Annotated in this window: 29 protein-coding genes; 16 read left to right on the forward strand and 13 right to left on the reverse strand. The window is 28.1% G+C overall.

Going from position 1 to position 26,640, the window contains the following annotated elements; all coding sequences use genetic code 11:
• Position 1 precedes the first annotated feature (1 nt).
• From CPEL_RS03890 to CPEL_RS03930, 9 genes are read right to left on the reverse strand one after another with little or no spacing between them, the layout of a single operon-like run.
• Complete coding sequence (locus CPEL_RS03890; RefSeq protein ID WP_044598690.1) at positions 2-337, reverse strand: rhodanese-like domain-containing protein; 336 nt, start codon at positions 335-337, stop codon at positions 2-4.
• Positions 334-2,163 (reverse strand): molecular chaperone HtpG, encoded by a 1,830-nt coding sequence (htpG, locus tag CPEL_RS03895; protein WP_044598691.1) that lies wholly within the window; start codon positions 2,161-2,163, stop codon positions 334-336. The genes CPEL_RS03890 and htpG overlap by 4 nt, the downstream gene beginning before the upstream one ends.
• A 12-nt stretch (positions 2,164-2,175) precedes the next feature.
• Entirely contained in the window at positions 2,176-2,541 is a 366-nt protein-coding gene (gene crcB, locus CPEL_RS03900) for a fluoride efflux transporter CrcB (RefSeq protein WP_044598692.1), read from the reverse strand.
• Positions 2,538-3,227 (reverse strand): lysophospholipid acyltransferase family protein, encoded by a 690-nt coding sequence (locus CPEL_RS03905; protein WP_044598693.1) that lies wholly within the window; start codon positions 3,225-3,227, stop codon positions 2,538-2,540. The genes crcB and CPEL_RS03905 overlap by 4 nt, the downstream gene beginning before the upstream one ends.
• Positions 3,205-4,413 carry an SH3 domain-containing protein gene (locus CPEL_RS03910; RefSeq protein ID WP_049984579.1) on the reverse strand — a complete coding sequence of 403 codons (1,209 nt, stop codon included), beginning with the start codon at positions 4,411-4,413 and terminating at the stop codon, positions 3,205-3,207. The genes CPEL_RS03905 and CPEL_RS03910 overlap by 23 nt, the downstream gene beginning before the upstream one ends.
• Positions 4,410-5,057, reverse strand: a complete 648-nt coding sequence (gene purQ / locus CPEL_RS03915) for a phosphoribosylformylglycinamidine synthase subunit PurQ (protein ID WP_044598694.1) — start codon at positions 5,055-5,057, stop codon at positions 4,410-4,412. Before purQ ends, CPEL_RS03910 begins: the two co-directional genes overlap by 4 nt.
• The gene (gene purS, locus CPEL_RS03920; RefSeq protein WP_044598695.1) at positions 5,054-5,290 is read right to left on the reverse strand and encodes a phosphoribosylformylglycinamidine synthase subunit PurS; all 237 of its coding nucleotides are present in this window, start codon (positions 5,288-5,290) and stop codon (positions 5,054-5,056) included. Before purS ends, purQ begins: the two co-directional genes overlap by 4 nt.
• Before the next feature lie 8 nt (positions 5,291-5,298).
• Positions 5,299-6,012, reverse strand: coding sequence for a phosphoribosylaminoimidazolesuccinocarboxamide synthase (purC, locus tag CPEL_RS03925; protein WP_044598696.1), 714 nt, complete (start codon positions 6,010-6,012; stop codon positions 5,299-5,301).
• Position 6,013: 1 nt separating this feature from the next.
• Positions 6,014-7,351 (reverse strand): S41 family peptidase, encoded by a 1,338-nt coding sequence (locus CPEL_RS03930; RefSeq protein ID WP_375154889.1) that lies wholly within the window; start codon positions 7,349-7,351, stop codon positions 6,014-6,016.
• 188 nt (positions 7,352-7,539) lie between these two features.
• On the opposite strand from CPEL_RS03930, the gene CPEL_RS03935 reads away from it, so the two are divergent.
• The 5 genes from CPEL_RS03935 (at position 7,540) to CPEL_RS03955 (ending at position 14,394) form a co-directional block, all read left to right on the forward strand.
• Entirely contained in the window at positions 7,540-10,119 is a 2,580-nt protein-coding gene (locus CPEL_RS03935) for an ATP-dependent Clp protease ATP-binding subunit (RefSeq protein WP_044598698.1), read from the forward strand.
• A 177-nt stretch (positions 10,120-10,296) separates the two neighbouring features.
• Positions 10,297-11,436, forward strand: coding sequence for a [NiFe] hydrogenase, small subunit (locus CPEL_RS03940; RefSeq protein WP_044598699.1), 1,140 nt, complete (start codon positions 10,297-10,299; stop codon positions 11,434-11,436).
• A gap of 2 nt (positions 11,437-11,438) precedes the next feature.
• Positions 11,439-13,154, forward strand: coding sequence for a nickel-dependent hydrogenase large subunit (locus CPEL_RS03945; RefSeq protein ID WP_044598700.1), 1,716 nt, complete (start codon positions 11,439-11,441; stop codon positions 13,152-13,154).
• Between the two features lie 17 nt (positions 13,155-13,171).
• Positions 13,172-13,864, forward strand: a complete 693-nt coding sequence (gene cybH / locus CPEL_RS03950; protein WP_044598701.1) for a Ni/Fe-hydrogenase, b-type cytochrome subunit — start codon at positions 13,172-13,174, stop codon at positions 13,862-13,864.
• Positions 13,861-14,394 (forward strand): HyaD/HybD family hydrogenase maturation endopeptidase, encoded by a 534-nt coding sequence (locus tag CPEL_RS03955; protein WP_044598702.1) that lies wholly within the window; start codon positions 13,861-13,863, stop codon positions 14,392-14,394. Before cybH ends, CPEL_RS03955 begins: the two co-directional genes overlap by 4 nt.
• Before the next feature lie 22 nt (positions 14,395-14,416).
• Here CPEL_RS03955 and CPEL_RS03960 read toward each other — a convergent pair whose 3' ends face one another.
• A complete protein-coding gene (locus tag CPEL_RS03960) occupies positions 14,417-14,839 on the reverse strand; it encodes a PepSY-like domain-containing protein (RefSeq protein WP_044598703.1) in 423 nt (140 codons plus the stop codon).
• Between the two features lie 138 nt (positions 14,840-14,977).
• On the opposite strand from CPEL_RS03960, the gene gltX reads away from it, so the two are divergent.
• The 3 genes from gltX to CPEL_RS03975 are packed head-to-tail and all read left to right on the forward strand — an operon-like array spanning position 14,978 to position 18,200.
• Complete coding sequence (gltX, locus tag CPEL_RS03965) at positions 14,978-16,273, forward strand: glutamate--tRNA ligase (protein WP_044598704.1); 1,296 nt, start codon at positions 14,978-14,980, stop codon at positions 16,271-16,273.
• 1 nt (position 16,274) lies between these two features.
• Positions 16,275-16,562, forward strand: a complete 288-nt coding sequence (locus CPEL_RS03970) for a YggT family protein (protein ID WP_012661430.1) — start codon at positions 16,275-16,277, stop codon at positions 16,560-16,562.
• Entirely contained in the window at positions 16,563-18,200 is a 1,638-nt protein-coding gene (locus CPEL_RS03975) for a soluble lytic murein transglycosylase (RefSeq protein ID WP_044598705.1), read from the forward strand. It begins immediately after the preceding gene.
• Here CPEL_RS03975 and CPEL_RS09110 read toward each other — a convergent pair.
• Positions 18,088-18,582: a hypothetical protein gene (locus CPEL_RS09110; protein ID WP_148308769.1), complete on the reverse strand. Its 495-nt coding sequence runs from the start codon at positions 18,580-18,582 to the stop codon at positions 18,088-18,090. The genes CPEL_RS03975 and CPEL_RS09110 overlap by 113 nt on opposite strands.
• 90 nt (positions 18,583-18,672) lie before the next feature.
• On the opposite strand from CPEL_RS09110, the gene mobB reads away from it, so the two are divergent.
• Genes mobB through CPEL_RS04005 form a run of 6 tightly spaced genes read left to right on the forward strand, consistent with a single transcriptional unit; the run spans position 18,673 to position 23,850 of the window.
• Positions 18,673-19,152 carry a molybdopterin-guanine dinucleotide biosynthesis protein B gene (gene mobB / locus CPEL_RS03980; protein ID WP_044598706.1) on the forward strand — a complete coding sequence of 160 codons (480 nt, stop codon included), beginning with the start codon at positions 18,673-18,675 and terminating at the stop codon, positions 19,150-19,152.
• Positions 19,153-19,160: 8 nt separating this feature from the next.
• Positions 19,161-20,009 (forward strand): class 1 fructose-bisphosphatase, encoded by an 849-nt coding sequence (locus CPEL_RS03985; protein ID WP_044598707.1) that lies wholly within the window; start codon positions 19,161-19,163, stop codon positions 20,007-20,009.
• Entirely contained in the window at positions 20,009-20,203 is a 195-nt protein-coding gene (locus tag CPEL_RS03990) for a hypothetical protein (RefSeq protein ID WP_044598708.1), read from the forward strand. Before CPEL_RS03985 ends, CPEL_RS03990 begins: the two co-directional genes overlap by 1 nt.
• A gap of 14 nt (positions 20,204-20,217) precedes the next feature.
• Positions 20,218-22,104: a methionine--tRNA ligase gene (gene metG, locus CPEL_RS03995; RefSeq protein ID WP_044598709.1), complete on the forward strand. Its 1,887-nt coding sequence runs from the start codon at positions 20,218-20,220 to the stop codon at positions 22,102-22,104.
• 1 nt (position 22,105) lies between these two features.
• A complete protein-coding gene (locus tag CPEL_RS04000) occupies positions 22,106-23,047 on the forward strand; it encodes a hypothetical protein (RefSeq protein WP_044598710.1) in 942 nt (313 codons plus the stop codon).
• A 59-nt stretch (positions 23,048-23,106) separates the two neighbouring features.
• Positions 23,107-23,850, forward strand: a complete 744-nt coding sequence (locus tag CPEL_RS04005; protein WP_044598711.1) for a major antigenic peptide PEB2 — start codon at positions 23,107-23,109, stop codon at positions 23,848-23,850.
• Between the two features lie 41 nt (positions 23,851-23,891).
• Here CPEL_RS04005 and CPEL_RS04010 read toward each other — a convergent pair whose 3' ends face one another.
• Entirely contained in the window at positions 23,892-24,464 is a 573-nt protein-coding gene (locus CPEL_RS04010) for a YceI family protein (RefSeq protein ID WP_044598712.1), read from the reverse strand.
• A 70-nt stretch (positions 24,465-24,534) separates the two neighbouring features.
• A complete protein-coding gene (gene queC / locus CPEL_RS04015; protein ID WP_044598713.1) occupies positions 24,535-25,200 on the reverse strand; it encodes a 7-cyano-7-deazaguanine synthase QueC in 666 nt (221 codons plus the stop codon).
• 52 nt (positions 25,201-25,252) lie between these two features.
• Here queC and ybeY point away from each other — a divergent pair, with 52 nt between their 5' ends.
• Together ybeY and CPEL_RS04025 are read left to right on the forward strand one after the other, a co-directional pair.
• The gene (gene ybeY / locus CPEL_RS04020; protein WP_044598714.1) at positions 25,253-25,663 is read left to right on the forward strand and encodes an rRNA maturation RNase YbeY; all 411 of its coding nucleotides are present in this window, start codon (positions 25,253-25,255) and stop codon (positions 25,661-25,663) included.
• A 1-nt stretch (position 25,664) separates the two neighbouring features.
• Positions 25,665-26,639, forward strand: a complete 975-nt coding sequence (locus tag CPEL_RS04025) for a DUF3298 and DUF4163 domain-containing protein (RefSeq protein ID WP_044598715.1) — start codon at positions 25,665-25,667, stop codon at positions 26,637-26,639.
• Position 26,640 lies beyond the last annotated feature (1 nt).

The following is a 26,640-nucleotide window of genomic DNA, read 5'->3' on the forward strand; positions in this document are numbered from 1 at the left end:
ATCAACCTTCCTTTTTTGTAGCTTCATAGCCTTGTGATAAAAGTGCTACCATACCACCATCAAGATTGGTACATTCTATACCTAGGGCATCTTCTATCATTATAGCAGTATGCTTACTTCTTGATCCTGTAGCACATACAAAGGCTATATTTTTGTTTTTATAATCTATTTTTGTTTGAAATTCTTGTATGAAATTTTCATTCATAAAGCCATTATCATCACAAAGTGCTATAAGTTCTGCTTCTTTTATAACTCCACTTCTCCATTCACTTGGAGTTCTTACATCTATAATGCAAAAATCATGTAAAATATCTTTAGAAATAGCTATATTTTTCATTTTTCTAAAGCCTTAGAAACGATTTTATTTAAAGCATTGTTAAATTCACTAGGATTATCTATACCCATTCCCTCACTAAGTTTAGCCATGTTTAAAAGAATATGTGCCATCTCAGTAGTAAGATTATCATTGTCTTTTAAAGCTTTTAAAATTTCATGGTTAGGATTGATTTCAAGTATAGGTTTAACTTGTTGTTCTTGCCCCATTTGTTTAAGAATTTGTTGCATAGCAAAATCAGGTTTATTCTGATCATAAACGATACAGCTTGGACTATTTGAAAGTCTTTGGCTAAGTTTTACCTCTTCAACTTCATCTTTTAAAACTTCTTTTATTTTGATGAGTAAGCTTGCAAATTCAGCCTTTTGTTCTTCGCTAGTTTCTTCGCTTGCTAGATGATTAATCGCACTAAATTTTAAGCCTTCAAATTCATTCATCATAGGCATAACTATAGTATCAATTTCCTCATCAAGCAATAAAACATTGATATTTTTTTGTTTATAACTTTCAAGAAGTGGTGAATTTCTTAAGAGTTTTTCATTTTTGCCACTAATATAAAAAATTTCATTTTGGTCTTTGGCTAAGTTTTGTTTATATTCTTCAAGATCAATTAATTCTTCTTTATTTGAGTTTTTAAAATATAAAAGCTTAGCTATAGCGTCTTTATTTTCACCAAAACCATATAAACCTTCTTTTAAAACTTTTCCAAAATTTTCATGGAATTTAAGATAATTTTCTTTATCTTTTTCTTTAAATTTTTTAAGTTCAGCTAGGATTTTTTTAACACTTGCTTCTTGAACGCTTTTTAAAATTTTATTTTCTTGCAAAATTTCACGACTTACATTTAAAGGTAAATCTTCTACATCTATAATACCTCTTACAAATCTTAAATAAGTCGGGAGCAATTCTTTATCATCATCACTTATAAAAACTCTTTTTACATAAAGTTTTAAACCACTTTTGTAATCTACTCTATATAAATCAAATGGAGCTTGTGCAGGTATAAAAAATAAAGAATTGTATTCTATAGAACCTTCTGCTTTTGTATGGATATAAAGCATAGGTTTATTTGAATCATGGAAATTTTGCTCATAAAATCTTTCATAATCATCAGCTTTTAAGCTTGCTTTGTTTTGTCTCCATAAAGCACTTGCTGTGTTAATTTGAGTGTTTTTTAATTCTTTTTTAGGTTCTTTTTCACCTTCTTCTAGTGGTAAATACTCTTCTTTTTCCATAAAAATAGGAAATTGTATATGATTTGAGTATTTTTCAACTATACTTTCAATGCGGTATGAATTTAAAAATTCTTCATCTTTTAAGTGCAAGGTTATGCAAGTGCCTTGTTCATCTTTGTTTGCCTCTTCTATTTCATAACCATTTGCATCAGAAATCCAAAGATAAGCTTTATCATCTAGTGCTTTTTTGCTTAAAACTTCTATTTTATCAGCTACCATAAAAGCTGAATAAAAACCAACTCCAAATTGCCCTATAAGTTGAGAGTCTTTTTTAGCATCACCACTTAAATTTTCTAAAAAGCTTTTTGTTCCACTTTTTGCTATAGTTCCAAGATTGTTTATCAAATCTTCTTTATTCATCCCTATACCGTTGTCGCTTATAGTTAGGGTTTTTGCTTCTTGATTGAAGTTGATTTGAATTTTTGGTTCAAATTTTAAATTTTTATAAGCATCATCACTTACGCTTAAATAACTAAGTTTATCAAGTGCGTCACTTGCATTAGAAATAAGCTCTCTTAAAAATATTTCTTTGTTAGAATACAAAGAATGTATCATTAATTGTAAAAGTTGATTTACTTCTGTTTGAAATTGCATTTTATATCTCCTTTATTTAAAAATTAAAAATCCAAGCCACACTGCCAAAAGGCAAAGGGCAATATTTGAAATTACATTGATGAAAAAATGAAAATAATCACCACTTTGCAAAAATAGCAAATTTTCATAAGAAAAAGTTGAAAAAGTTGTAAAAGCACTTAAAAATCCAGTGCTAATTATACTTTTACTAAGTAAATTAACGCCTTTTGAGTTAGCATAAGAAAAAAATAAACCCATTAAGAACGAACCTATGATGTTAACTATCAAAGTTCCATAAGGAAAATCATGTGGAATGATTTTATTAAAAAAATTACTAGTTAATACCCTAGTAATTGCACCCAAAAAACCTCCAAAGCCTATAGCTAGTATAGTTATCAAGCTTGTAACCTTTCTTTATCAAGTATTTCTTGCATTTTTTTTCTAGTTTGCTCAAGCCAGTCTTCTTTGCTTGTATCAACAAGATCAAGAAAAATGATTTTTAAAATTCCGCTATTTGCACTAAAGCGTTGTGTGTCTAAAATTTTAGCAGAATCCACAATAACCACAGGTTGAACATTTAAATTTAATTTTTCACTAAGTATTTTAGCTCCAATTTTAAATTTTAAAAGTTTTTGTGTTTTTGATCTTGTCCCTTCTGGAAAAATTGCTAAAATTCTGTTTTCTTTTAGTCTTTCTTTGGCTTCTTTTAAGAGTTTTACTAGGCCTTTTGGGCTTCTATCTATGCATATAATTTTAGGTTTTTTTATCAATGTTTTAAAAACAGGAAGCTCGCCTAATTCTTTTTTTGCTATCCATGAAATATTTTTTGGACATAAATCTTCTAAAGCAACTATATCTAGCAAACTTTGGTGATTAATTAAAAGCAAATTTGTTTTTGAATTTAATGTGCCTTGGGTTTGAATTTTATAGTTAATAATATATTTTTGTAATTTCGCCCACGATTTTCTTAGTTTCCAAATTTTATCTTGAGATTGTATTAAAAGAAAAGCTATACATAAAAATATAATAGAAAAAATAAATTCTATCCAAAAAATTAAAGCTTTAAATCTTTGATAAATCTTCACTTTTAACCCAGCCTATTTTGCCATTATTAAATAAAATTTTTTTATAATCATCTCTTGAATCTAAAACCTCTACTTCTTGTTGATATTTTCCAGAATAAAAATGTGTTGAATTTAAAGTTGGTAAAATTTGAACTTTACTTTCAGCTTTTAAAATAGCTTTATAAATGTTATTTTGTGCTAAGAAACTTGCCATTAAAGTTAAAATAGCCAAACCAAATGCTATGTAACTTTTTTTCAAAACAAACCACAAAGCAAAAAGTGCGCATAAACTCCATAAAAACACTTGTTTATAAAAATAAAAATCATTTGTTTTTGGGTTTAAATCACTTTGTGTGCTAATGCTATCTTCTTTTAATTCTATTTTTAATGAAAAATCTTTTAATTCTTTTTTTGATTTATCAAAATATGAAAAATCAAAGCGTGTTTTGCTTTTATCCAAAATGGCATAATAAAACCCACTTTGCTTTTCAAAATTTCCCTTTATAGCTTCAACACCTTGTTTTTCTATGCCTTTGATATTAAAGCTGGCTAGATTAGTATCTTCGCCTAGAAGCTCTATAAATAAAATCATATTATTATTATCAAAATGGCTTGCTTTAACTTGCTTTACTTCTAAATTAGAAGCTACTATGTGTGAATATTTACTTAAAGGGGCATTTATTTTTTCAAAAATTATTGGTTTTACAATTAAAGCAGAACTTTGAAAAATATGATCATTTCTGCTTAAAGAAACTATAATTTTATTTAAAGTTGCATTAATACTTTTTGCTTCAAACCAAAGTTTTGTGTAATAAGAGTTAGCTTTTTGCTCCCAAGTTGGATTTTGATTAATCCAAAGCATATCTTCACTCTTATCAAAACTAATGTTTAAATCAAAATTAACTTTTGTATCAGTAATTACTTCTAAATCTATAGAAAAAATTTCATCAACATAAGCCTTTTCGGTATATTCTTTTGTATTTAAAACCAAAGAACCTTGAGGGGTAGTATTGTATTGCTCAGGAACTTTTTCATCATAATTACTCTCATCGCTTGGTGCAATGGTATTATAAATTTGTTTTTCTTGTTCGTCTAAAGAATTATAATTTTTTTTTAAGTTATCATAATCTTGAAAAACACTACTTTCTTGAGCATATAAAGTTAAACTAAATAATAAAATCAAAAATACTTTAAAGGATTTTATCAATTTAAGAATCCTTTAAACATTTCTAATCCTATTTTTGAACCCAATATATCATCACAAACCCTCTCAGGATGAGGCATAAGGCCAAAAATTCTTTTGTTTTCATCACAAATTCCTGCTATATCTTTGATTGAGCCATTTGGATTGTCAATATATTTTAGCAAGATCATATCTTTATCTTCTAATTCTTTCAAGCCATCATCATCTATAAAATAATTCCCCTCACCATGTGCTATAGGTAAGTCTATCATTTCATTTTTTTGGAAATTTTTTAAAAAAGCATTGTTATTTGAGATAACTTGAAGTTTTTGCATTTTAGAGATGAAACTTAAGCTATTGTTATGTTTCATAGCACCTTTTAAAAGCCCAAGTTCTAAAAGAATTTGAAAGCCATTACAAATTCCAAGTATGTAAGCTCCTTTTTTGGCATGTTCTTTTACTGTTTTCATAGCAGGAGCAAGTTTTGCAATAGCAGCACATCTTAAATAATCCCCATAAGAAAATCCACCTGGTAAGACAATCAAATCTGCGCTAAAATTTTGCTCTTCATGCCATATGATATCTGCTTTAATGCCAAGTTGTTCAAAAGCATAAGCAGTATCAAATTCACAATTTGTTCCAGGAAATCTTATAATAGCTACTTTCATAATATTATCTCATAATCTTCTATAACGGTATTTGCAAGCAATTCTTCACACATCATTTTTACTTGTTCTTTTGCTTTGCTCTTATCTTTTTCATCAAGATTGAAAGTGATTTGTTTTGATGTTTTTACTTCAGAGATATTATTAAAATCTAAAGAATGCAAAGCCTTTTCTATGGCTTTGCCTTGAGGGTCTAAAACCCCATTTTTTAAAGTTATGTTTATGGTTACTTTCATTGAAAATCCTAGCTTAAAATTCTTCTTAAAACTTCTTCATAGGCCATTTTTACATTGCCTAAATCTTGTCTGAATCTATCTTTATCTAATTTTTCATTGGTATTTTTATCCCAAAATCTACAACTATCAGGACTAATTTCATCAGCTAAAATCATATTGCCCTCACTATCTATACCAAATTCAAGTTTAAAGTCAATTAGTCTTAACCCTTTTGATTCAAAAAATTTAACTAAAATAGAATTAATATGTCTAGCTGTATTTTTGATTAACTCTAAATCTTTTTCACTTTTTACAAGATTTAAAATTAAACAATGCTCGTCATTAATGATAGGATCGCCTAAATCATCATTTTTATAACAAAATTCAACTATAGAAAATGGTAAAATAGTTCCTTCTTTTATACCTAATCTTTTGGTTAAAGAGCCTGTTGCTACATTTCTAGTGATTACTTCAATAGGAATAATCTTGCACTTTTTAACAATTTGTTCTTTTTCGCTAATGGTTTCTACTAAATGAGTTTTAATTCCTTCTTTTTCTAAAAGATGAAAAATTTCAGTACTAATTTTACAATTTAGAGCACCTTTGCCTGCTTCGTTACCTTTTTTTTCTGCGTTAAAAGCTGTAAGATCGTCTTTAAATTCTGTGATGAGTAAATTTTCATCATCAGTTTTAAACATTTTTTTACCTTTTCCTTCATATAGTAAATCTAATTTTGTAGTCATGTTACTCTCCTTTTTTAGTGATGTTTAAGATTTTAATGGTATCAATTGCTGTTTTTAATTGAATATCATTGTTAATTTGTTCTTTTGTTATGATGTTTTTATCTTCTTTTTTGTCTTTTTTATTGGCTTGATTATGTCCAATTTTCTCAAGCTCTGCTTGTAGATGTTTTTTTAAATCAGCTTCTTTGATTTCAAAGCCATGATTTTCTTCCTTGCTTACCTTGCCTGGGAAAACTTCTATATCAGGGGTAACTCCTACTGCTTGTATGGTTCTACCGCTTGGAAGATAATATTTTGCTATAGTAAGTCTTAAGCCTTCTGTGCCTTTTTCATCCATAGGTAAAATTAATTGAACACTTCCTTTACCAAAAGTTTTTTCACCTACTATAATAGCGCGTTTAAAGTCTTGTAAAGCACCGCTGACTATTTCACTTGCACTTGCACTTCCACCATTTACAAGAACAACTAAAGGAGCATTAGAAATTTTCTTATTAGGATTTGCTTTAAATTCTACATTTTCATTTTTAATCTTGCCTTTTTGGGAAACAATTACACCTTTATCTACAAAAAGATTTACCAATCCAACAGCTTGATTTAAAATTCCACCAGGATTTGTTCTAAGATCTAGTATAATTCCTTTAACATTTGGATGTTTTTTGATAGCTTTACTAGCTTCATCAACTACATTTTTATCAAAATTAGTAACTCTTAAATACAATAAATTTTCATCTTCTATAAGTTTAGTATAAACACTATCTACTTTTATAATATCTCTTTTTAAATTAACATCAAAAGGTTTATTTTCACCTTTTCTGTAAATAGTTAGCGTAACTTTTGTTTTAGGTTCTCCACGCATTTTAGAAACAGCTTCATTTAAAGTCATACCTAAAGTTGATTCATTATTTATTCTTAGTATGATATCATCGGTTTTTATACCTGCTTTTTCTGCTGGGCTTCCTTCAATTGGTGCTACTACGCTAATTGCTCCATCTTTTTGCGTGATGGTAAATCCAAGTCCGCCAAATTCTCCATTTGTCTGTTCTTTGAGTTCTTTATAACCTTTTTCATCTAAAAAAGAAGAGTGTGCATCTAAATTTGTAAGCAATCCTGCTATAGATTTATCTACCAAATCAGTATAATTTACATCATCAACATAATATTGTTCTATAATGGACATGGTTCTTGTTAGCTTAGATAAAGCTTCTATTTTTTTTTCTGCATCAGTAGGGGTTGGATTTTTAGCTTGTAAATTTGTAAATATAAAAGACGCAGTTAGTAAGCTACAAAGACTAGCTGCAATGATAAGATTTCTTTTTGTTTTCAAAGGAAGACTCCAAATTGGTATTTTTATAAAATAAACATCTAATTTTAGTTAATTTTGCTTAAAAATTTGTAAATAATAAGAAATATTTTATAATATTAGCGTATAGGTATAAAATAATATTTATAAGTATAACTAAATAAACTTGACATTAATAGACTAAAGTTATATAATATAACTCATATAAATAAAAAAAGGAGTTGGTTATGGCAAATATACAAGATTTTTTAACAGATTCTATGCTTTCAAATGTAGAAAGTGCAGTATCTTTAGCAATATATTCTAAAAATAATGAAGTGAAACCATTGCATTTATTTTGGGCTTTAAGTGTAGATAGTTCTAGTTTATTAAATCAAGTTTTAAATAAATTAAATATTTCAAATCAAGCTTTAGAACTTGAAATAAAAAGTAAAATAGCAAATTTACCTACAAGTTCAAATGTAAATAAAGAAAATATAAAATTTTCAAATGATTTTATAAATTCTTTAGAAAATGCAAAAGCGTTAATGAGTGCAAAAGGTGATAATTATATAGCGGTTGATACTTGGTTAATTAGCGAATGTGATAACAATAACACAATAAAAGAAATTTTATCTAAATTTTTAGATGTAAATGAATTTAAAAAAGAATTAGAAAATATTAGAGGTGATAATAAAATAGATAGCAAAACAAGTGATGAAACTTTAGATTCTTTGTCAAAATTTGGTATAGATTTGACTTTAAAAGCTGCAAATAACGAGCTTGATCCTGTTATTGGAAGAGAAGAAGAAATACAAAGATTAATGCAAATTTTAATAAGAAAAACTAAAAATAATCCTATATTATTAGGCGAACCAGGAGTTGGAAAAACAGCCGTTGTAGAGGCATTAGCTCAAAGAATAGTAAAAAAAGATGTTCCTACTTCTTTGCAAAATAAAAAGGTAATAGCTTTAGATATGAGTTCTTTAATAGCTGGAGCAAAATATAGAGGTGAATTTGAAGATAGATTAAAAGCTGTTGTAAATGAAGTTATAAAACATAAAAATATAATTTTGTTTATAGACGAAATTCATACTATAGTAGGTGCAGGTGCTAGTGAAGGAAGTATGGACGCAGCAAATATATTAAAACCAGCTTTAGCAAGAGGCGAACTTCACACTATAGGTGCTACTACTTTAAAAGAATATAGAAAGTATTTTGAAAAAGATGCAGCATTACAAAGAAGATTTCAGCCTGTAAATGTAAATGAACCTAGTATAAATGAAGCTTTAGCAATGTTAAGAGGTATAAAAGAAAAGCTTGAAATTCATCATAATGTTAGCATTAATGATAGTGCATTAGTAGCGGCTTCAAAGCTTTCTAAAAGATATATAGCTGATAGATTTTTGCCTGATAAAGCGATTGATTTGATAGATGAAGCAGCAGCTGAGCTTAAAATGCAAATAGAAAGTGAGCCAAATTCATTAAGAAAAGTTAGAAAACAAATAGAAAGTTTAGAAGTAGAAAATGAAGCTTTAAAAATGGAAAAAAACGAAGCAAATGAAAAAAGAATAGAAGAGATTAAAAAAGAATTAGCAAATTTAAAAGAAGAACAAAGCAAGCTAAATTCTCAATTTGAAAACGAAAAAAATGTATTTAATTCTATAAGTTTAAAGAAAAAAGAAATAGATACTTTAAAAAATGAAGCAATTTTTGCAAAAAATAAAGGTGATTTTCAAAAAGCAGCTGAAATAGAATATGGAAAAATTCCAGAATGCGAAAAAGAAGTCATAGAACTTGAAGAAAAATGGGATAAGATGAGTAAAGACGGAGTTTTGCTTAAAAATCAAGTTGATGAGGATTTAGTAGCAGGAATTTTAAGCAAATGGACAGGAATTAGTGTGCAAAAAATGCTAACTTCTGAAAAACAAAAATTCTTACATATACAAGAGCATTTGCAAGAAAGTGTAGTAGGGCAAGATGAAGCCTTAAAAGCATTAGCAAGATCTATAAAACGCAATAAAGCAGGACTTAATCAAGGCTCAAAACCTATAGGTAGTTTTTTATTTTTAGGGCCTACTGGAGTTGGAAAAACAGAATGTGCAAAAGCTTTAGCTAAGTTTTTATTTGATGATGAAAAAGCTATGATACGCTTTGATATGAGTGAATTTATGGAAAAACATAGTGTATCAAGACTTTTAGGAGCACCTCCAGGATATGTAGGACACGAAGAAGGAGGAGAATTAACAGAAGCTGTTAGAAGAAAGCCTTATAGTGTGATATTATTTGATGAAGTTGAAAAAGCTAATAAAGATGTGTTTAATATACTTTTAGGAATTTTAGATGATGCAAGAGCTACTGATAGCAAAGGAGTTGTAGTAGATTTTTCAAATACCATAATAATTTTAACTTCAAATATAGGCGCTCAATTTATAATGAATTTAAAAGGCGAAGAAAGAGCTAAGGCTATAAAAGAAGCTTTAAAAGAATTTTTTAGACCTGAATTTTTAAATCGTTTAGATGATATCATAACTTTTAATCCGCTAGGTAATAATGAGGCTATTAAGATAGTGAAATTATTATTTAAAACTTTGCAAAAAAATCTTCAAAGCAAAGGAATAAAGGCTAATTTAAGCGAAAAAGCAGCTGAGTTTATAGCTAAGGTTGGTTTTGATGTGGATTTTGGGGCTAGACCTTTAAAAAGAGCTATGTATGATATGGTAGAAGATAAATTAAGCGATATGATATTAGCTGATGAGCTTAATGTAAATGATGCAATAATAATAGATGCAAACGATGAGGATATAATAATTAAAAAGAATAAATGAATTACTATTTAGTTTATTTACCCAAAAATACTTTGGGTAAATAAGATTTTTTTACTCTTATTAACATTAAATTGTAAATATTTTGTAATTTTTTTAAAAAAATATTATTTTTTTATCTATTCTTAACAATAAATATCTTAAAATCTTTAAGATATTTCTATTTTTAAGGAACATAAAATGAGTGATTTAGATGTTTTTAATCGCCGTTTAGACGCATTAGAAAAGCTTCCTCTTTTGAAAAATGGAGTTTCTATTTCAAAAGCTTTAGAGCAATCAGGTTTTTCAAGAAGAGATTTTATGAAATGGGCTGGTGCTATGACAGCTTTTTTAGCACTTCCTGCTAGTTTTACTCCAGTAGTTGCAAGAGCAGCTGAACTTAGTGATAGACTTCCAGTTATTTGGCTTCATATGGCTGAGTGTACAGGATGTTCTGAGAGTTTGTTAAGAAGTGATGCTCCTACTATTGATAGTTTGATTTTTGATCATATTTCTTTAGAATATCATGAAACTATAATGGGAGCTGCAGGATGGCAAGCAGAGCATAATCTTGAAGCTGCTATGGAAAAATACAAAGGCAGATATATCTTAATGGTAGAAGGTGGTATACCAACAGGTAATACAGAGCATTTTTTAACTATAGGACCTCATGGTAAAACAGGTAAACAAATAGCACAGCAAGCCTGTGATAATGCTTTGGCTATTTTTGCTATAGGAACATGTTCTGCTTTTGGTGGTATACAAGCTGCTAGACCAAACCCAAGTAATGCAGTAAGTTTAAGTAAAGTAACAAATAAAGCTGTTATTAATGTTCCAGGTTGTCCACCTAGTGAAAAGAATATTATAGGTAATGTAATACATTATATACTCTATCAAACATTGCCTGCACTTGATGCTTACAATAGACCAAAATGGGCTTATGGGCTTAGAATTCATGATCTTTGTGAGAGAAGAGGTCGTTTTGATGCGGGTGAATTTGTGCATCAATTTGGTGATGAGGGGGCAAAAAATGGATATTGTCTTTATAAAGTAGGCTGTAAAGGGCCTTATACTTTTAATAATTGCTCAAGAGAAAGATTTAATCAGCATACCTCATGGCCAATTCAAGCAGGACATGGTTGTATAGGTTGTTCAGAGCCTGATTTTTGGGATACCATGGGACCTTTTGAAGAGGTAATGGCAGGAAGATTATTTGACACCGTTTATGGTTTGGGTGCTGATAGTGTTTCAGATAAAATCGGTATAGGTGTTTTATGTGTAACTGGTGTTGCGGTTGCAGCACATGCTATTATAGCTTCATTAGAAAAAAATAAGGATTAAGAATGTCAAAAAGAATTATTATAGATCCGCTTACTAGAATAGAAGGACATTTAAGAGTTGAAGTGGTGGTTGATGAAAATAATGTCATCAAAGAAGCATATTCAGGTTCAACATTATGGAGAGGTTTGGAAACTATCGTAAAAGGACGCGATCCAAGAGATGCAGGCTTTTTAACACAAAGAATTTGTGGAGTTTGTACTTTCTCTCATTATAGAGCAGGTATAATAGCAGTAGAAAATGCTTTAGGAATTACTCCACCATTAAATGCTGTATTAACTAGAACTTTAATGAATGCAGCTTTATATATGCATGATCATCCGGTTCATTTTTATCAACTTCATGGGCTTGATTTTGTTGATGTTGTAAGTGCTTTAAGCGCTGATGTAAAAAAAGCAAGTGACGAAGCATTTAAATATACTGATACGCCTTATGCAACAGGTGCAGATAAACTTTTAGAAGTTCAGCAAAGACTTAAAACTTTTGTAGATAAAGGAAATCTTGGGCCATTTGCTAATGCTTATTATGGACATGCAACTTATCGCTTTACTCCAGAGCAAAACTTAATAGCGCTTTCACATTATTTAGAGTGTTTAAGAATTCAAAGAACAATAGCACAAGCAATGGCAATTTTTGGTGCTAAAAATCCTCATCCACAAAGTTTAACCGTTGGTGGTGTAACTTGTGTTATGGATCTTTTAAATCCTTCTAGAATGGCTGAATATATGGTTAAATTCCAAGAAGTGGCTGATTTTATTAATCGTGCTTATTATCCTGATTTAATTATGGCTGCAAAAGCTTATTCTAAAGAAGCAAGTGTGCTAAATGATGTAGGGGTAAATAATTTCTATACCGAAAAAGAATTCCAAGTTTCTAAAGATGAATGGTTATTTGAAGGTGGTATTATTAGAAATGGTGATTTAAGTAAAGTAGAAGAGGTAGATGAAGCAAAAATTACTGAAGAAGCTACAAGAGCTTGGTATGCAGATAATGAAGCATTACACCCATATGATGGTAAAACAAATCCAAACTACACAGGCTTGGTTGATGGTGAAAGTATTGATGATAAAGGCAATATGGTCCATAGTAAAGTATTTGATACCAAAGGAAAATATAGTTGGATTAAAGCTCCAAGATATGAAAATTTACCTATGCAAGTAGGGCCTTTAGCAAATATTTTAGTAAATTATGCAAAAGGAAATAAAATCGTAGTAGAAGCGGTTGATTCATTCTTAAAAGCTACAAATTTACCAGTTCAAGCATTGATGAGTACTTTAGGAAGAACAGGTGCTAGAGCAATAGAAGCAAAAATTATTGCTGATCATGGTTTAAAAGCTTTTAATTCTTTAGTAGAAAATTTAAAAACAGATGAAAGCACTTGTGCTACTTATGTGATTGATAAAAATAAAGAATACAAAGGTAGATTTATGGGTAGTGCACCTCGTGGTGCATTGAGCCATTGGTGTAGAATTAAAAATGGTGTAATTGAAAATTGGCAAGCAGTTGTTCCTTCTACTTGGAATGCAAGTCCTAAAGATGCAAATGGAGTAGGTGGAAGTTACGAGCAATGTCTTATAGGTACAAAACTAGCTGATGTTAAACAGCCTTTAGAAGTAATAAGAGCTATTCATTCTTATGATCCTTGTATAGCATGTGCTGTGCATGTTATGGATACTAAAGGTAATAATCTTAGCGAGTATAAAGTAAATGTAAATTTATAAGGAAAGAGGACTTTAGTATGGATTCTAAACATTCCTTAAAATCAAATAGAAAGGCCGAATACGAATTTAGTATAGGCCTTCGTTTTACACATTGGTTAAGAGCAGTTGCAATTGTGATTTTAGTAGGAACAGGATATTATATTTCATATGTATTTCAAACCCCTTCTATATCATCAGAGCCGACTTTATTTATGCAAGCAAAATATCGCATGGTTCATCAAATTTTTGGATTTATTTTGATTGCGTGTGTTATTTTTAAGACTTACTTGTTCTTTTTTGATTCTAAAAGTGCAAATGAAAGAAGAAGTATAAGAGATATTTTTAATGTAAAATTATGGATAGAGCAAATTAAATTTTACATTTTTTTAGGAAAACATCCTCATTTGCAAGGTGTGTATAATCCTTTGCAATTTGTGACTTATTTATTCTTTTATCTTGTTATGTTTGGACTTATTTTAACAGGCTTGATTCTTTATATGCATGTATATCATGAAGGTTTAGGTGGGTTTTTGTATAATATTTTAAGACCTATTGAAATAATGTTAGGCGGATTAGCTGATGTTAGAACTTACCATAGAATTTTAATGTGGATTGTGTTAATTTTTGTTCCAGTGCATATTTATATGGCTGTGTTCAACTCAGTTAAAGGTAAAGATGGTGCTTTAGATGCTATCTTTAGTGGTTACAAATTTGTAAGAGAAAATCATTGAAATTATTGATTTTAGGTATTGGTAATATTATGTTTGCAGATGAGGGCTTAGGCGTTCATCTTTGCAAACTTTTAGAAAAAAATTATAAGTTTTATCATGAAAAAGATTGTGTTGATTTTGTAGATGGTGGAACTTTAGCTTTGCAGCTTAGCTATATCATTGCTAAGTATGATGAAATGGTTGTGATTGATTGTATTGCAGCAGATGATGCTAATATTGGAGATGTATTTTTCTTTCCTTATGATGCAATGCCAAAAAAAGTCAATTGGAGTGGTAGTGCACATGAGGTTGAAATGCTTCAAACTCTACAATACATGGAGCTTATGGGAGATTTACCTAAAACTCAAATTTTAGCTTGTGTGCCAAAACGCATAGAGCCATTAAGTTTTGAACTTTCAAAAGAAGTCTTGAATGCTTTAGAAAAAATGGAGAAAATTTTACTTGATTTTTTAGAGAAAAAAGGCTTTACTTATGAGAGAATTGCTAATTATAACATACAAGAGCTTGCATTAAATTCTTATAAAAGCTAAGCAAAAAAGCTTAGCTTAATTTTTAATCATCAAATTTTTGTCCTAAGAAATTTCCATTCATATCTGTATAAATTTCCATCATGTTATTGAGTTTAAATTTATAACCTTGAATTTCCTTTTCAACTTTAATTATACTTGCATTTGGATGCATTTTTTTGATAGTTGCTAAAATATTAGGATTTAAAAAAGAAGTATCAATTGGTCTATATTTAGCATCAATTTCTTTCCAATCTCCATTTGTAAAAAATTCAAGTTCAGTTCCATTGTCTAAATAAACATCAAAACTATCAATATCTTGTTTAACCAAAGCTATATTTGAACCTGTAAAGTATTTTTGTATAAAGCTTTTAGAATTTGCTGGTAGTGCATTTACGCCTACAACAATATCTCTTGCAAAAGCAACGCTTGATAAAACTAAAGCCGCTAAAATTATTTTTGTTTTCATTTTTTATCCTTTGAATTGATTTGTTTTGAGAATATTATTTATTATAAGTGAATTTTATGTGAACTTTTGTGTATTTTTGTAAAGAAATAGAAAGTATTTAATTGTATAATTATAAAAATAATATAAAAGGATTTTTTAATGTATAGGTTTGCACCATCGCCAACTGGAGATATGCATATTGGAAATTTAAGAGCAGCTTTGTTTAATTATATTAAAGCAAGACAAGAAAATACTGATTTTATTTTGCGTATTGAAGATACTGATAATGCTAGAAATATTGCTGGAAAAGAAGAGGAAATAAAAGCTATTTTAAAAGAATTTGGTATAACTTGGCAACATTATTATATACAAAGTGAGAATTTGAAATTTCATCGCCAAATGGCTTTAAAACTAGTAAGTGAGAAAAAAGCTTTTGCGTGTTTTTGCACTGAAGATGAATTAGCTCATAAAAAAGAATTAGCCAAAAGTAAAAACCAAGCCTATAGATATGATGGAACTTGTGAAAAACTTGCAGATATTGATGTATTAAATTGTGAAAAACCTTTTGTGATTCGCCTTAAAAAACCTCAATCACAAATGAAATTTGTTGATTATATTAAAGGTGAGATTAGTTTTAATCCTGAAGATATTGATAGTTTTGTGATTATGAGGGCTGATAAAACTCCAACTTATAATTTTGCTTGTGCAGTTGATGATATGTTAGAAGGTGTTACTTGTATTATAAGAGGTGAAGATCATGTTTCAAATACTCCTAAGCAAGAGCATATTAGAGCAAGTTTGGGTTATGATAAAAGCATGACTTATGCACATTTGCCTATCATTTTAAATGAAGAAGGCGTTAAAATGAGTAAAAGAGAGGCTCACTCTAGTGTGAAATGGATGCTTGATAATGGATATTTAGCAAGTGCTATTGCAAATTATTTAATCCTTTTAGGTAATAAAACTCCAAAAGAAATTTTTACTTTAGATGAAGCTATAGAATGGTTTGATTTGAAAAAAGTTTCAAAATCTCCTGCAAGATTTGATACTAAGCGTTTAATGCAAATTAATCGCGAGCATATTAAAATGCTTGATAATGATAAATTAAATACTTTGTTAAATTTAGGCAAAGATGTAGCTAAACTTGCAAAATTTTATACCCAAGAAGCTAGCACATTAAATGAAATCAAAGAAAAAATACAAGCAATTTTTGCAGTTAAAAATTATGATGAATTTGAAAATGAATGCAAGTTGATTAAAGAAATTTTAAAAGAGTTAGAATTGCCTCAAGATTATGATGAATTTAAAAAGATTTTAATGGAAAAAACAAATTTAAAAGGTAAAAATTTCTTTATGCCTTTGCGTTTGGTATTGACAGGGGCTACTCATGGGCCTGAAATGAGTGAGATTTATATTTTAATTAAACCTTTTATTAAAGAAATTATAAAGGAGTAAAATGGGAGTTGGAACAAGCTTGATTGTATCTTTGGTGCAAATTTTTTCTTTAGTGATTGAAATTTATGTATGGATTATCATTATTGCTGCTTTAATTTCTTGGGTTAGACCTGATCCATATAATCCTATAGTGCAAATTTTATATCGTTTAACCAATCCTGCTTATGCTTTTGTAAGAAGGTTTATTCCTACTACTATAGGAAGTATTGATTTAGCACCTTTGATTATAATTTTAGGGCTTAAATTTATACAAATATTTTTATCAAATTTAATTTTAGGAAGTTTATAAGTGTTAAAAAAAAGTATAGCATTGCTCTTAGTTGGAGTGGTTTTTGCAAATTCTGCTGTATATTCTTACAAAGAATTGGAAGAAAAACCAAATTCTTTGGCTAAGGATTATTATTTATATCGTTTATTAGAAAAAAATGAATTTAAAAAAGATGAAATAGAAGGTTTAAAAGAGCATATTTATCGTTATGCTGGGCGTATTAAAAACGCTATTGAGGCTATTATTCCACCTTTAGGCTATAATAAAGAATATGAAGCTTGTTATAAATTTAATACGCAAAATATTTTAGATGCTAATGTTACCTGTCAGCTTGTAAGATTAAATAGCTTAACCTTTATACAAGATCTTAATACTTCAACGCGTAATGAGATAAAAAAAAATATTCCACAGGATAATTCAAATTTAGCAAAACTTTTAGAGGCTTTTAATGCTAAAGATCCTTTAAGTTATGCAGTTTTAAATTATGATAGTGTCAATTTTTATAAAATTTATAGCTTTTTAAAAGATAAAAAAGATTTTTTCTTAGAAAAAGATTTTGTTGATGAACTTGCCAAAGAAAAGGAATTTACAAATTTTGTTAAAGAAATTATCATTAAGAAAAAAAGTCCTTTGATAAGAAAATCTTTGGTTAATGTTGATGCAAAACTAACTTTTCAAGATAATGCATTTTATTTGGGTGTAAATGCAATTTTAGAAAATGATGAAAAAAAGGCTTTAGAATTTTTTCAAGTTGCAAAAGATACTTTTAAAAGTAAAGCTTTAATTGACAATGCTACTTTTTGGCTTTATTTAATCACTCATGATAAAAAATACCTCGATGAACTCGCACAAAGTGAATCTTTAAATATATATAGTCTTTATGCAAGAGAGTTAAAAGGATTGCCTTTACCTAAAATAGAAAATTTAAAACCTAAAAAACAAAAAAATGATTTTGACATGAAAGATCCATTTGCTTGGCAAAAACTATCTAAACAAATTAGTCAAAGCTCACCAAAAGAATTAGAAAAACTTGCTCAAGAATTTTATACTAAAGAAAATATTGCTATTTATGCTTATATGAAAGAAAGAGCTGAAGGTTTTAAAAAGCATTATTTTATAATGCCATATTTTAATCTTTTAAAAGATTATAGTATTCAAAGACAAGCAATGATACTAGCTTTAGCTAGACAAGAAAGTCGTTTTATACCAACAGCCATTTCTACTTCATATGCTTTAGGTATGATGCAATTTATTCCGTTTTTAGCAAATCATATAGGTAATAAAGAATTACAAATTCCAAATTTTGATCAGGATATGCTTTTTGAGCCTAAAACTGCATATATGTTTGCAAATCATCATTTAGATTATTTGGAATCTAAGCTTAATTCTCCTGTTTTTGTGGCATATGCTTATAATGGTGGTATAGGTTTTACCACAAGAATGTTAAAAAGAGAAGATATGTTTAAAACAGGAAAATATGAACCATTTTTATCTATGGAACTTGTTCCTTATGCTGAAAGTAGGGTATATGCTAAAAAAGTTTTAGCTAATTATGTTGTATATTTGCATCTTCTGAACGATAATACACCGATTTCGAAATTTTTTGAAACTTTAATTCAAAACACTGACTATCAAAACAGGAATTTAGCTGCAAAATAGGTTTTTGTATTAATTCATCAAGGGTGATTTTATAATAACTTGCATAATCACTCTTGATTATATATTTAAACAATTTATCATCTTTTTTTAGAGGTGTTAGCAATGTTTTTTTACCATCTATAAGAATAGAAATTTGATCTTGAGCTATATTAGCATTGGGTATAAAGCTAAGTATAAATATTTCTTTTTGACTTTTTTCATCAAGAACAGGGTTTAGATAGCTAAATACAGCTGCTATTTTGTCGTTTTTATATTGAAAATTTATTTTTTGTGCATACATTAGAGTTTGACTTTTTAAATTTATTATACTTTGTTCTTGATTTTTATATGAACATGCAGTAAAAATAAATGTTAAAAAAATAATAGTAAAAAGTTTTTTCATATTTTTATCCTAATTTTTTTATAATTATAAGCTTTTAACTTTTAAAAAGATATAATTATACTTATTTTCTTTGTTTTAAGGAATGTAAAAGTGAAAAGATTAGCAATGGCTTTTAGTGGGCCGTCTAATTCGGGAAAAACGACTTTAATCACTCAAGTTGCTAAATACTTTATGGAACAAAATTATAAAGTTTGTATTATAAAACATGATCCAAAAGATAAAGCAAGTTTTGATATAGCAAAAAAAGATAGTTTTAAATTTTTTCAAAGTGGTGCTGATGTGATGGTATTGAGTCCTACAAGAACAACTTTATTTACTCACTCTCCAAGTGATTTAAATGAAGCGATAGTTAAACTAGGGGATTTTGATTTTTTATTTGTAGAAGGTTTAAAAACTCTACCTATACCTAGAATTAGTGTCTTTTGTAAAGAGATAGATAGGTCATATTTTGCATATTCTAATGCTATAGCTAGTTATGAAAAAATTTCTTGTGAAAATTTAACATGGCTTCATTTAGATGATTTAGAAAGTATTTGTGATTTTATATTAAAAAATTCAAAAAAAGTATAGGAGTAAATATGCAAGAGCTTATAAAAGATATACAAAAAGCTGTGATTGAAATTTCACACGAGCTTAGATATTTAACAGATTTTGATTATACAAGTTCTCAAAATGCAACTGGAGATAATCAATTAAAACTTGATGTTAAAAGCGATGAGATTATTACTAGAATTTTAAAGCAAACTAAAGGAGTTAAAAGCTTAATTAGCGAAGAAAAACAAGAGCAAATGTTAATTAATGAAAATGAAAAATATATTATTGCTTATGATCCTTTAGATGGTTCTTCTTTGGTAGATGTGAATTTTGCTATAGGTTCTATTTTTGCTATTTATGAGCAAAAGGCAAGTGCAAAAGAGCTAAAAGCAGCTGTTTATGCAATTTATGGGGTGCGTTTAGAATTTGTAGTTTGTATAGATACTCCTAAGCTTTTTAGATTAAATCAAAATAATGAATTTATTTTTGTAAAAGATTTAAAATTAAATGAAAAAGGAAAATTAAACGCTACTGGCGGAACACAAAAAAACTGGTCAAATATCCATAGAAATTTTATAAAAACTTTGTTTGATGAAGGATATCGCTTAAGATATTCTGGTGCTATGGTGAGTGATTTGCATCAAATTTTACTTAAAGGTGGCGGATTATTTTCATATCCTGCAACAAAAGATGCACCAGAAGGAAAGTTAAGAGCTTATTTTGAAGTTTTTCCTTTTGCATTTATATTTGAAAAAGCAGGTGGGTTTTCAACTAATGGAGAAAATAATTCTTTACTTGATTTGGAATTTGAAAAAATTCATGCAAGTACTCCTTGTTTTTTAGGTTCAAAATATGAAATTGAAAAACTAAAGCAAACTTATAAAGGTCTTTAATGAGTGAAGTTAAAGATGAATTTGAACTAGCTTTAGAGCTAAAAAAGAACGAACTTCAAGTTTGTCAAAATGAAAAAAACTTAAAATCTTGTTTACCTTGTTCTATGGTTTTTGAATGCTCTTTGAGAAAAGAATATGTAGAAGCTGTATATAAAAGTATGTCAAAAGGTAAAACAGGTGGTTTTGATTTTTAATTAAAGAGGTAAAAATGCGTTATATAACTACTCCTATATATTATGTAAATGATGTTGCACATATTGGCCATGCTTATACGACTATCATAGCAGATACTTTAGCTAGATTTTATCGTTTGCAAGGACATAGAACTTTTTTTTTAACAGGAACTGATGAACATGGCCAAAAGATAGAGCAAGCTGCTAGTGCTAGAAATTTTAGCCCAAAAGAATATGCAGATGAAGTCAGTGCTAAATTTAAAAAACTTTGGGATGAATTTGAAATTTCTTATGATTATTTTATTAGAACTACAGATGAAAATCATATCTTAAGCGTGCAACAAGTTTTTAAAAAAATGTTTGATAAGGGTGATATATATAAAGGAACTTATGAAGGATTTTATTGTGTTTCTTGTGAGAGTTATTTTACTCAAACTCAGCTTGTGGATGAATGTAATTGCCCAGATTGTGGTAAAAAAACACAACTTTTAAAAGAAGAAAGTTATTTTTTTAAGCTTTCAAAATATCAAGATAAAATTTTAAAATGGTATAAAGAGCAAGAACCTATTTTGCCAAAAAATAAAACAAACGAGCTTATAAATTTTGTTGAAGGTGGCTTAAAAGATCTTTCCATTACTAGAACTAGTTTTGAATGGGGTATTAAATTGCCAAAAGAATTAAATGATGATAAACATGTTGTTTATGTTTGGCTTGATGCTTTGACAAATTACATAAGTGCTTTGGGTTATGGACTTGATAATAAAAATATGAATTTATGGCCTGCGCATGTGCATTTTGTAGGTAAAGATATATTACGATTTCATGCAGTGTATTGGCCAGCTTTTTTAATGAGTTTAGAACTTCCTTTGCCTAAATTTGTAGCTGCACATGGTTGGTGGACAAAAGATGGTGAAAAAATGAGTAAATCAAAAGGTAATGTTGTTGCTCCTAAAGAGGTGGCAGATACTTTTGGTATAGAAGCTTTTAGATATTTTTTACTCAGAGAAGTTCCTTTTGGTAATGATGGGGATTTTTCACAAAGAGCATTGGTTACAAGAATCAATGCAGAGTTAAGCAATGAGCTTGGAAATTTATTAAATAGAATCATTGGTATGAGTGCAAAATATTCTCAAAATTTTATTGATTCTAAAGATGTAAGTGTGTTTTTTAACCAAGAGTTAAATGAGTGTAAAGAGTATTTAGAAAACGCAATCAATGCTTTAGAAAATATCCAGCCAAATCGTTATTTAGAAGAACTTTTTAAAGCATTATCATTAGCTAATTTAAGCATTAGTAAGTATGAACCTTGGAATTTAATCAAAAACAATGAAACACAAAAAGCAAATGCCTTGGTAGCTTTATGTGCAAATATTTTAGCAAAAGTAGCTATTTTGCTTTTTGCTGCTATGCCAAAAACGGCTTTAAAAATTGCTAAAGCCTTAAATTTTGAAATTTCAAACGAAAATTATCAAAAATTAATTTTAGACAAGCAATTATGTGATTTAAAATCTAGTGCATGTGAGGCTTTGTTTCCAAAAATAGAATTAACTCATGAAAATAAAAAAGAAGAAAATATAGAAGTTATACCAAGTTTACCTCAGATTAAAATTGATGATTTTAAAAAAATTGAAATAAAAATAGCTTTAGTAAAAGATTGCCAAAATATAGAAGGAAGTGAAAAGCTTTTAAAATTTCAGCTTGAACTTGAAAATGGTGAGTTAAGACAAGTTCTTTCGGGTATTGCTAAATTTTATAAAGCTAGTGAATTGGTTGGAAAACAAGTGTGTGTTATAACAAATCTAAAAAAAGCCAAAATTTTTGGACATGAAAGTCAGGGTATGATTTTAAGCGCTGAAAAAAACGGAAAATTAGTTTTAATTACACCAGAAAATTTTATAGAAAATGGTGCTTTAATAGGCTAAAATGAATATTTCAAATTTTTATGAGCTCATTAACGCACAAGTTGTTAATTATGGTGCAACTTCAAGTGTTTATGATTTTAGTATAGATTTGAATAAAATTAAGCCTGCAAGTGTTTTTTTTGCAAGGAATCAAGAGCAAGCAAATTACGCCATTAAACTTGGTGCTTATGTGATAGTAAGCGAAATAAAACTCAATATTGAAGATAAAGATGTATTTTATCTTCAAGTTTTTAATCTTGAAGAAGCTATATTAAGATTTTTTAGGTTTTTAAGCGAAGAAAAGTCGTATCAATTTTTATATTGCAATAATATAGAATTAAAATTTGCAAAGGCTTTTGGTTTTAAAATCTTAAGTGCAAATATTTTTAACGATTTTGATACATTAAAAAACTCCAAGGAAAATACTTTTTTTTGCACAAGTAATGCCGAGTTTATTTTAAAATTAAACCCTCAATTTTATCAATTAAAACAATGTGAATATAAGCTTTTAGGTTGTAAATCTTTATTTCAAACAAGTATGTTATGCAAAAATTTATATTTTAAGGATTTAAAATTTGCTTTTTTTTATGCGGAATTTTTTGCTAGTTTTGTTGATTTTATAGAAAAACATAAAATATCTTTTACATTTAATGATAAAAAACTAGAACTTTTTAATGCTTATTTTGTAGATCAAAAAAATGAAATTTGTGTTTTTGGTGGAAGTTCTAGAGTGATATTGCTTGTTGAAAATGATGATGAATTTGACTTTATATCGCAAAAACTTCAAGGGGTAAAAGGATTTAAAACTGCTTTAAAAAATTCATTATTTTGTGATTTTTCATATGAAAATTTAAAACATTTAAAACATTTTTTTGATTTTAAATATTGTCTTATTAAAGAAAATAAAGAAGAATTTTTAAATCATTTTTTACCTCAAGAAAAAGAAATAAGTTTATTTGATTAAAACATTAACTATAAAAAGCTATATTTATTTTTTAAAATAAATTTACTAAAGGAAGGTATATGAAAAAATTTTTATTTTTAAGTTTAGTTGCTGCAGCTACTTTAAATGCTGAAATTTTAATTTATGGTCCAGGTGGCCCAGCTCCTGTTTTAAAAGAACTTGCTAAACAATTTGAAGAAAAAAGTGGTGAGAAAGTTGTTGTGAATGCAGGACCAACTCCTAAATGGATTAAGCAAGCAAAAGTAGATGCTGATATTATTTACTCTGGTAACACTTCTATGATGGATGGGTTTATTAAAACTATGCCAAAGCAAATTAAAATTGAAGATGTTCAAGTTTTAAATGCACGCGGTTCTGGAATGATTGTTAGAGCAAGTAATCCTAAAAAAATTAAAAAATTTGAAGATATATTAAAAGATGGCATAAATATAATGGTGGTCGATGGAGCAGGGCAGGTTGGTTTATATGAAGATATGGCTTTAAAAACTGGTAAAATAGAAAATTTAGAGAAGTTAAGAAAAAATATCAAAGTATATGCTAAAAACTCCAAAGCAGCGGTTGATGAGTGGAAAAATAATCCAAACATTGATGTTTTAATCATTTGGACACATTGGATTAAAGCGGTAGGAGAAAATGAAAACAAATTTATCAAAGCAGATAAAAATTCAATTATATATAGAGCAGCTGAAATAGTTCCAACTCAAAAAGGAAAGCAAAATCCAAAAGTAGCTGAATTTATAAAATTTACTCAAAGTAAAGAAGCGCAAAAGGTTTGGGAAAAAGAAGGTTGGTTGGCTAAATAAGCAAAAAAGCATTTTACTTTATTGGTAAAATGCTTTTAGTGTTATTTTTCGTTAATTTCTGCTTCGATGTTAATTTGTACTTCATCGCCAAGTGTTAAACTAGAAGTATTTGGAGCGAATTTAAAGTCACTTCTTTTGATTTGTCCTTGTAAAGTAAAACCAGCTTTTTCTTTGTCGCTATCTGTTTTGATAACTCCACCAATTTCAGTATCTAAAACAATATCTTTGCTTACACCAGCAATGTTTAATAAACCATACATTTTACCTTTTTCATTAGAAATTTTTTCATATTTACTCATAGTAAAAGTAATGTTTGGGTGAGTTTTGGCTTTGAAAAAATCATCTTGTTGTAAGTGAGCATCTCTTGCTTTGTTTTCAGTATTTATAGAAGCAACTTTTATATTTGCTTGAAGTTTATTAAATTCAAATTTGGCACTATCAAAATCAATCACCGCATCATAATCTTTGAAATTTCCATTTACATTGCTAATTTGCAGATGTTTAATTTTAAAAGCAACACTAGAATGAGCTTTATCTAAAACAAAATCTTTTGCGAAAGAATTATTTGTTAAAAATAAAGCAATTAAACATGAACTAAATAATATTTTTTTCATTAACAATACTCCTTGAAAATATAAAATATTTATAGAATACAAAGTTAAAATAAATCAAAAATAAAATTTATTATATGTAATCAATAAGATCTTTTGCTTTTGCATTTTGAAACCCTTTTAGTCTTAATAAGCAACTATCGCATTTTCCGCATGCTTTATCTTCTCTTTCATAACAAGACCAAGTGTATTCTAAAGCAACTTTTTCTTTTAATGCTAATGTTACAATTTCTCCTTTATTAAGATGAACTAAAGGAGTTTTTATATCAACTTTAAATGATTTATTAGTTCCTTCATTGATAAATTCTTTTGCTTTTTGTATAAAATTATGCGAGCAATCAGGGTATCCACTGCTGTCATCTTGAACTACACCTATAAAAATACTTTCACATTTTTCTTTTTCAGCTATAGCTCCTGCGATGGATAAAAAAATACCATTTCTAAAAGGAACATAAGTGTTTGGAACTTCTTTTTCGTGTAGTTTTTCTTTAGGAATTTCTAAATTTAAATCCGTCAAAGAGCTTCCGCCTATATTTGCTATAAAAGAAACATCTAAAATATATTTTGTTTTTATATTTAATTTTTCACAAATTTTATTAAAACATTCTTTTTCTTTTTGCATAGTGCGTTGGTTGTAATCAAAATGTAAAGCAATGATTTCATATCCTTCTTTTTTGGCTAAATACGCACACAAAGTACTATCCATGCCACCACTTATAATACAAAGAGCTTTTTTCATACTTCTCCTTAAATTTGATATAATTTGAAATTATAATTTCAAAAGGATAATAATGATTTTTTGCGAAGAAGAAGTGGAAATTTCTTTTCTTGAAAAAATTGCTAATAAGATGAGTGATAAAAATATAGAACTTGTTTTAGTAGATGAAAAAACTATGCTTGAAATTAATTTATCACAAAGAGGCATAAACAAAACCACAGATGTTTTATCATTTCCACTTTTGGATAATTGTGAAAATTTATTAGGTTCTATTGTTATTAATATAGATGAAGTTAAAAAAAAAGCTTTAGAATTTAAACACACTGATGAAGAAGAGATGGCTTTGCTTTTTATACACGCGATGCTTCATTTGCAAGGTTATGATCATGAAAAAGATCAAGGACAAATGAGGCAAAAGGAGCAAGAGTGGATAAATTTTTTTAAATTACCAAAAAGTTTAATTATCAGAGTAGAGGAGGGTTAGAATGATTAAAAAAACTGCATTTTGTTTAAGTTTATGTGCAAGTTTATATGCATATGATGAAAATACATTTGATATTAGTTTTTTACAAGGTAAAAATTTTGATATACAACTATATAGCTCTTTGAAAAGCAATACTAGTTATGGTTTTATACAAACTCAAGAAAATCAATACAATTTTTGGGGCAGTGCTAAAAAAGATGAGTATTATTTAAGTGCTACAGATTTTGGAACTTGTGCTTTAAAAAATACAAAAAAAGATATATTTGAAGCTTTATGTAAGATAAATGAAGAAACAAAAGAATTTATTTTTTCTAAAGAGAATTTAAATGCAAAAATTTATCAAATTAATTTAAAAGATCAAAAAAATATAATTGATGAAAATAAAACTATAGAGTTTGATTATACAGATTCTTTGTTGAGCATTGAAAGTAAAGATAAAAATTTGCAAAAAATTATTGATGATTTTAATGAGAATTTGGATAAAAAATCTTTACTGAATAAAGCTAATCAAGCTTTAAAAAAATGGAAAAATGAAGAAATTTCTAATAATGAAATTTTAAATCAAGTTTATGTTTTTTATTATGATAAAAATATTATTTCATTAGGAAAAAATGCTTATTCTTATACGGGTGGTGCTCATGGTATGGTGAATTTTCAAAGAAAAACTTATGATATATCAAACATGAAACTTATTGATATAAAAAATGAATTAATGTTAGAAGATAATCGTTTTCAAAATATCATATTACAAAAAATTAAAGAAAAATATAGCGAAGATGATTTATTTGATACTAAAAATATCAAAATGACTAGTATTTTTGAGGTGAAAAAAAATGGATTGATTTTTATATGGGAACCTTATGATATAGCACCATATTCTACCGGAGTGATTGAAATTTTTGTTAGTTTTAAAGAATTGAAACCTTTTTGGAGAAAAAATTCAAAATTAGCATATTTGATTGAGTCTATAAAATGAA

It is taken from the genome of Campylobacter peloridis LMG 23910, assembly GCF_000816785.1.
Classification (GTDB): domain Bacteria; phylum Campylobacterota; class Campylobacteria; order Campylobacterales; family Campylobacteraceae; genus Campylobacter_D; species Campylobacter_D peloridis.

Excerpts from the sequence above, each read along its gene's own strand:
- CPEL_RS03890 (WP_044598690.1), bottom strand. The coding sequence starts at position 337 with ATGAAAAATATAGCTATTTCTAAAGATATTTTACATGATTTTTGCATT.
- htpG (WP_044598691.1), bottom strand. The coding sequence starts at position 2,163 with ATGCAATTTCAAACAGAAGTAAATCAACTTTTACAATTAATGATACAT.
- purQ (WP_044598694.1), bottom strand. The coding sequence starts at position 5,057 with ATGAAAGTAGCTATTATAAGATTTCCTGGAACAAATTGTGAATTTGAT.
- purS (WP_044598695.1), bottom strand. The coding sequence starts at position 5,290 with ATGAAAGTAACCATAAACATAACTTTAAAAAATGGGGTTTTAGACCCT.
- purC (WP_044598696.1), bottom strand. The coding sequence starts at position 6,012 with ATGACTACAAAATTAGATTTACTATATGAAGGAAAAGGTAAAAAAATG.
- CPEL_RS03935 (WP_044598698.1), top strand. The coding sequence starts at position 7,540 with ATGGCAAATATACAAGATTTTTTAACAGATTCTATGCTTTCAAATGTA.
- CPEL_RS03940 (WP_044598699.1), top strand. The coding sequence starts at position 10,297 with ATGAGTGATTTAGATGTTTTTAATCGCCGTTTAGACGCATTAGAAAAG.
- CPEL_RS03945 (WP_044598700.1), top strand. The coding sequence starts at position 11,439 with ATGTCAAAAAGAATTATTATAGATCCGCTTACTAGAATAGAAGGACAT.
- cybH (WP_044598701.1), top strand. The coding sequence starts at position 13,172 with ATGGATTCTAAACATTCCTTAAAATCAAATAGAAAGGCCGAATACGAA.
- CPEL_RS03960 (WP_044598703.1), bottom strand. The coding sequence starts at position 14,839 with ATGAAAACAAAAATAATTTTAGCGGCTTTAGTTTTATCAAGCGTTGCT.
- gltX (WP_044598704.1), top strand. The coding sequence starts at position 14,978 with ATGTATAGGTTTGCACCATCGCCAACTGGAGATATGCATATTGGAAAT.
- CPEL_RS03970 (WP_012661430.1), top strand. The coding sequence starts at position 16,275 with ATGGGAGTTGGAACAAGCTTGATTGTATCTTTGGTGCAAATTTTTTCT.
- CPEL_RS09110 (WP_148308769.1), bottom strand. The coding sequence starts at position 18,582 with ATGAAAAAACTTTTTACTATTATTTTTTTAACATTTATTTTTACTGCA.
- CPEL_RS03985 (WP_044598707.1), top strand. The coding sequence starts at position 19,161 with ATGCAAGAGCTTATAAAAGATATACAAAAAGCTGTGATTGAAATTTCA.
- CPEL_RS03990 (WP_044598708.1), top strand. The coding sequence starts at position 20,009 with ATGAGTGAAGTTAAAGATGAATTTGAACTAGCTTTAGAGCTAAAAAAG.
- metG (WP_044598709.1), top strand. The coding sequence starts at position 20,218 with ATGCGTTATATAACTACTCCTATATATTATGTAAATGATGTTGCACAT.
- CPEL_RS04000 (WP_044598710.1), top strand. The coding sequence starts at position 22,106 with ATGAATATTTCAAATTTTTATGAGCTCATTAACGCACAAGTTGTTAAT.
- CPEL_RS04005 (WP_044598711.1), top strand. The coding sequence starts at position 23,107 with ATGAAAAAATTTTTATTTTTAAGTTTAGTTGCTGCAGCTACTTTAAAT.
- CPEL_RS04010 (WP_044598712.1), bottom strand. The coding sequence starts at position 24,464 with ATGAAAAAAATATTATTTAGTTCATGTTTAATTGCTTTATTTTTAACA.
- queC (WP_044598713.1), bottom strand. The coding sequence starts at position 25,200 with ATGAAAAAAGCTCTTTGTATTATAAGTGGTGGCATGGATAGTACTTTG.
- ybeY (WP_044598714.1), top strand. The coding sequence starts at position 25,253 with ATGATTTTTTGCGAAGAAGAAGTGGAAATTTCTTTTCTTGAAAAAATT.
- CPEL_RS04025 (WP_044598715.1), top strand. The coding sequence starts at position 25,665 with ATGATTAAAAAAACTGCATTTTGTTTAAGTTTATGTGCAAGTTTATAT.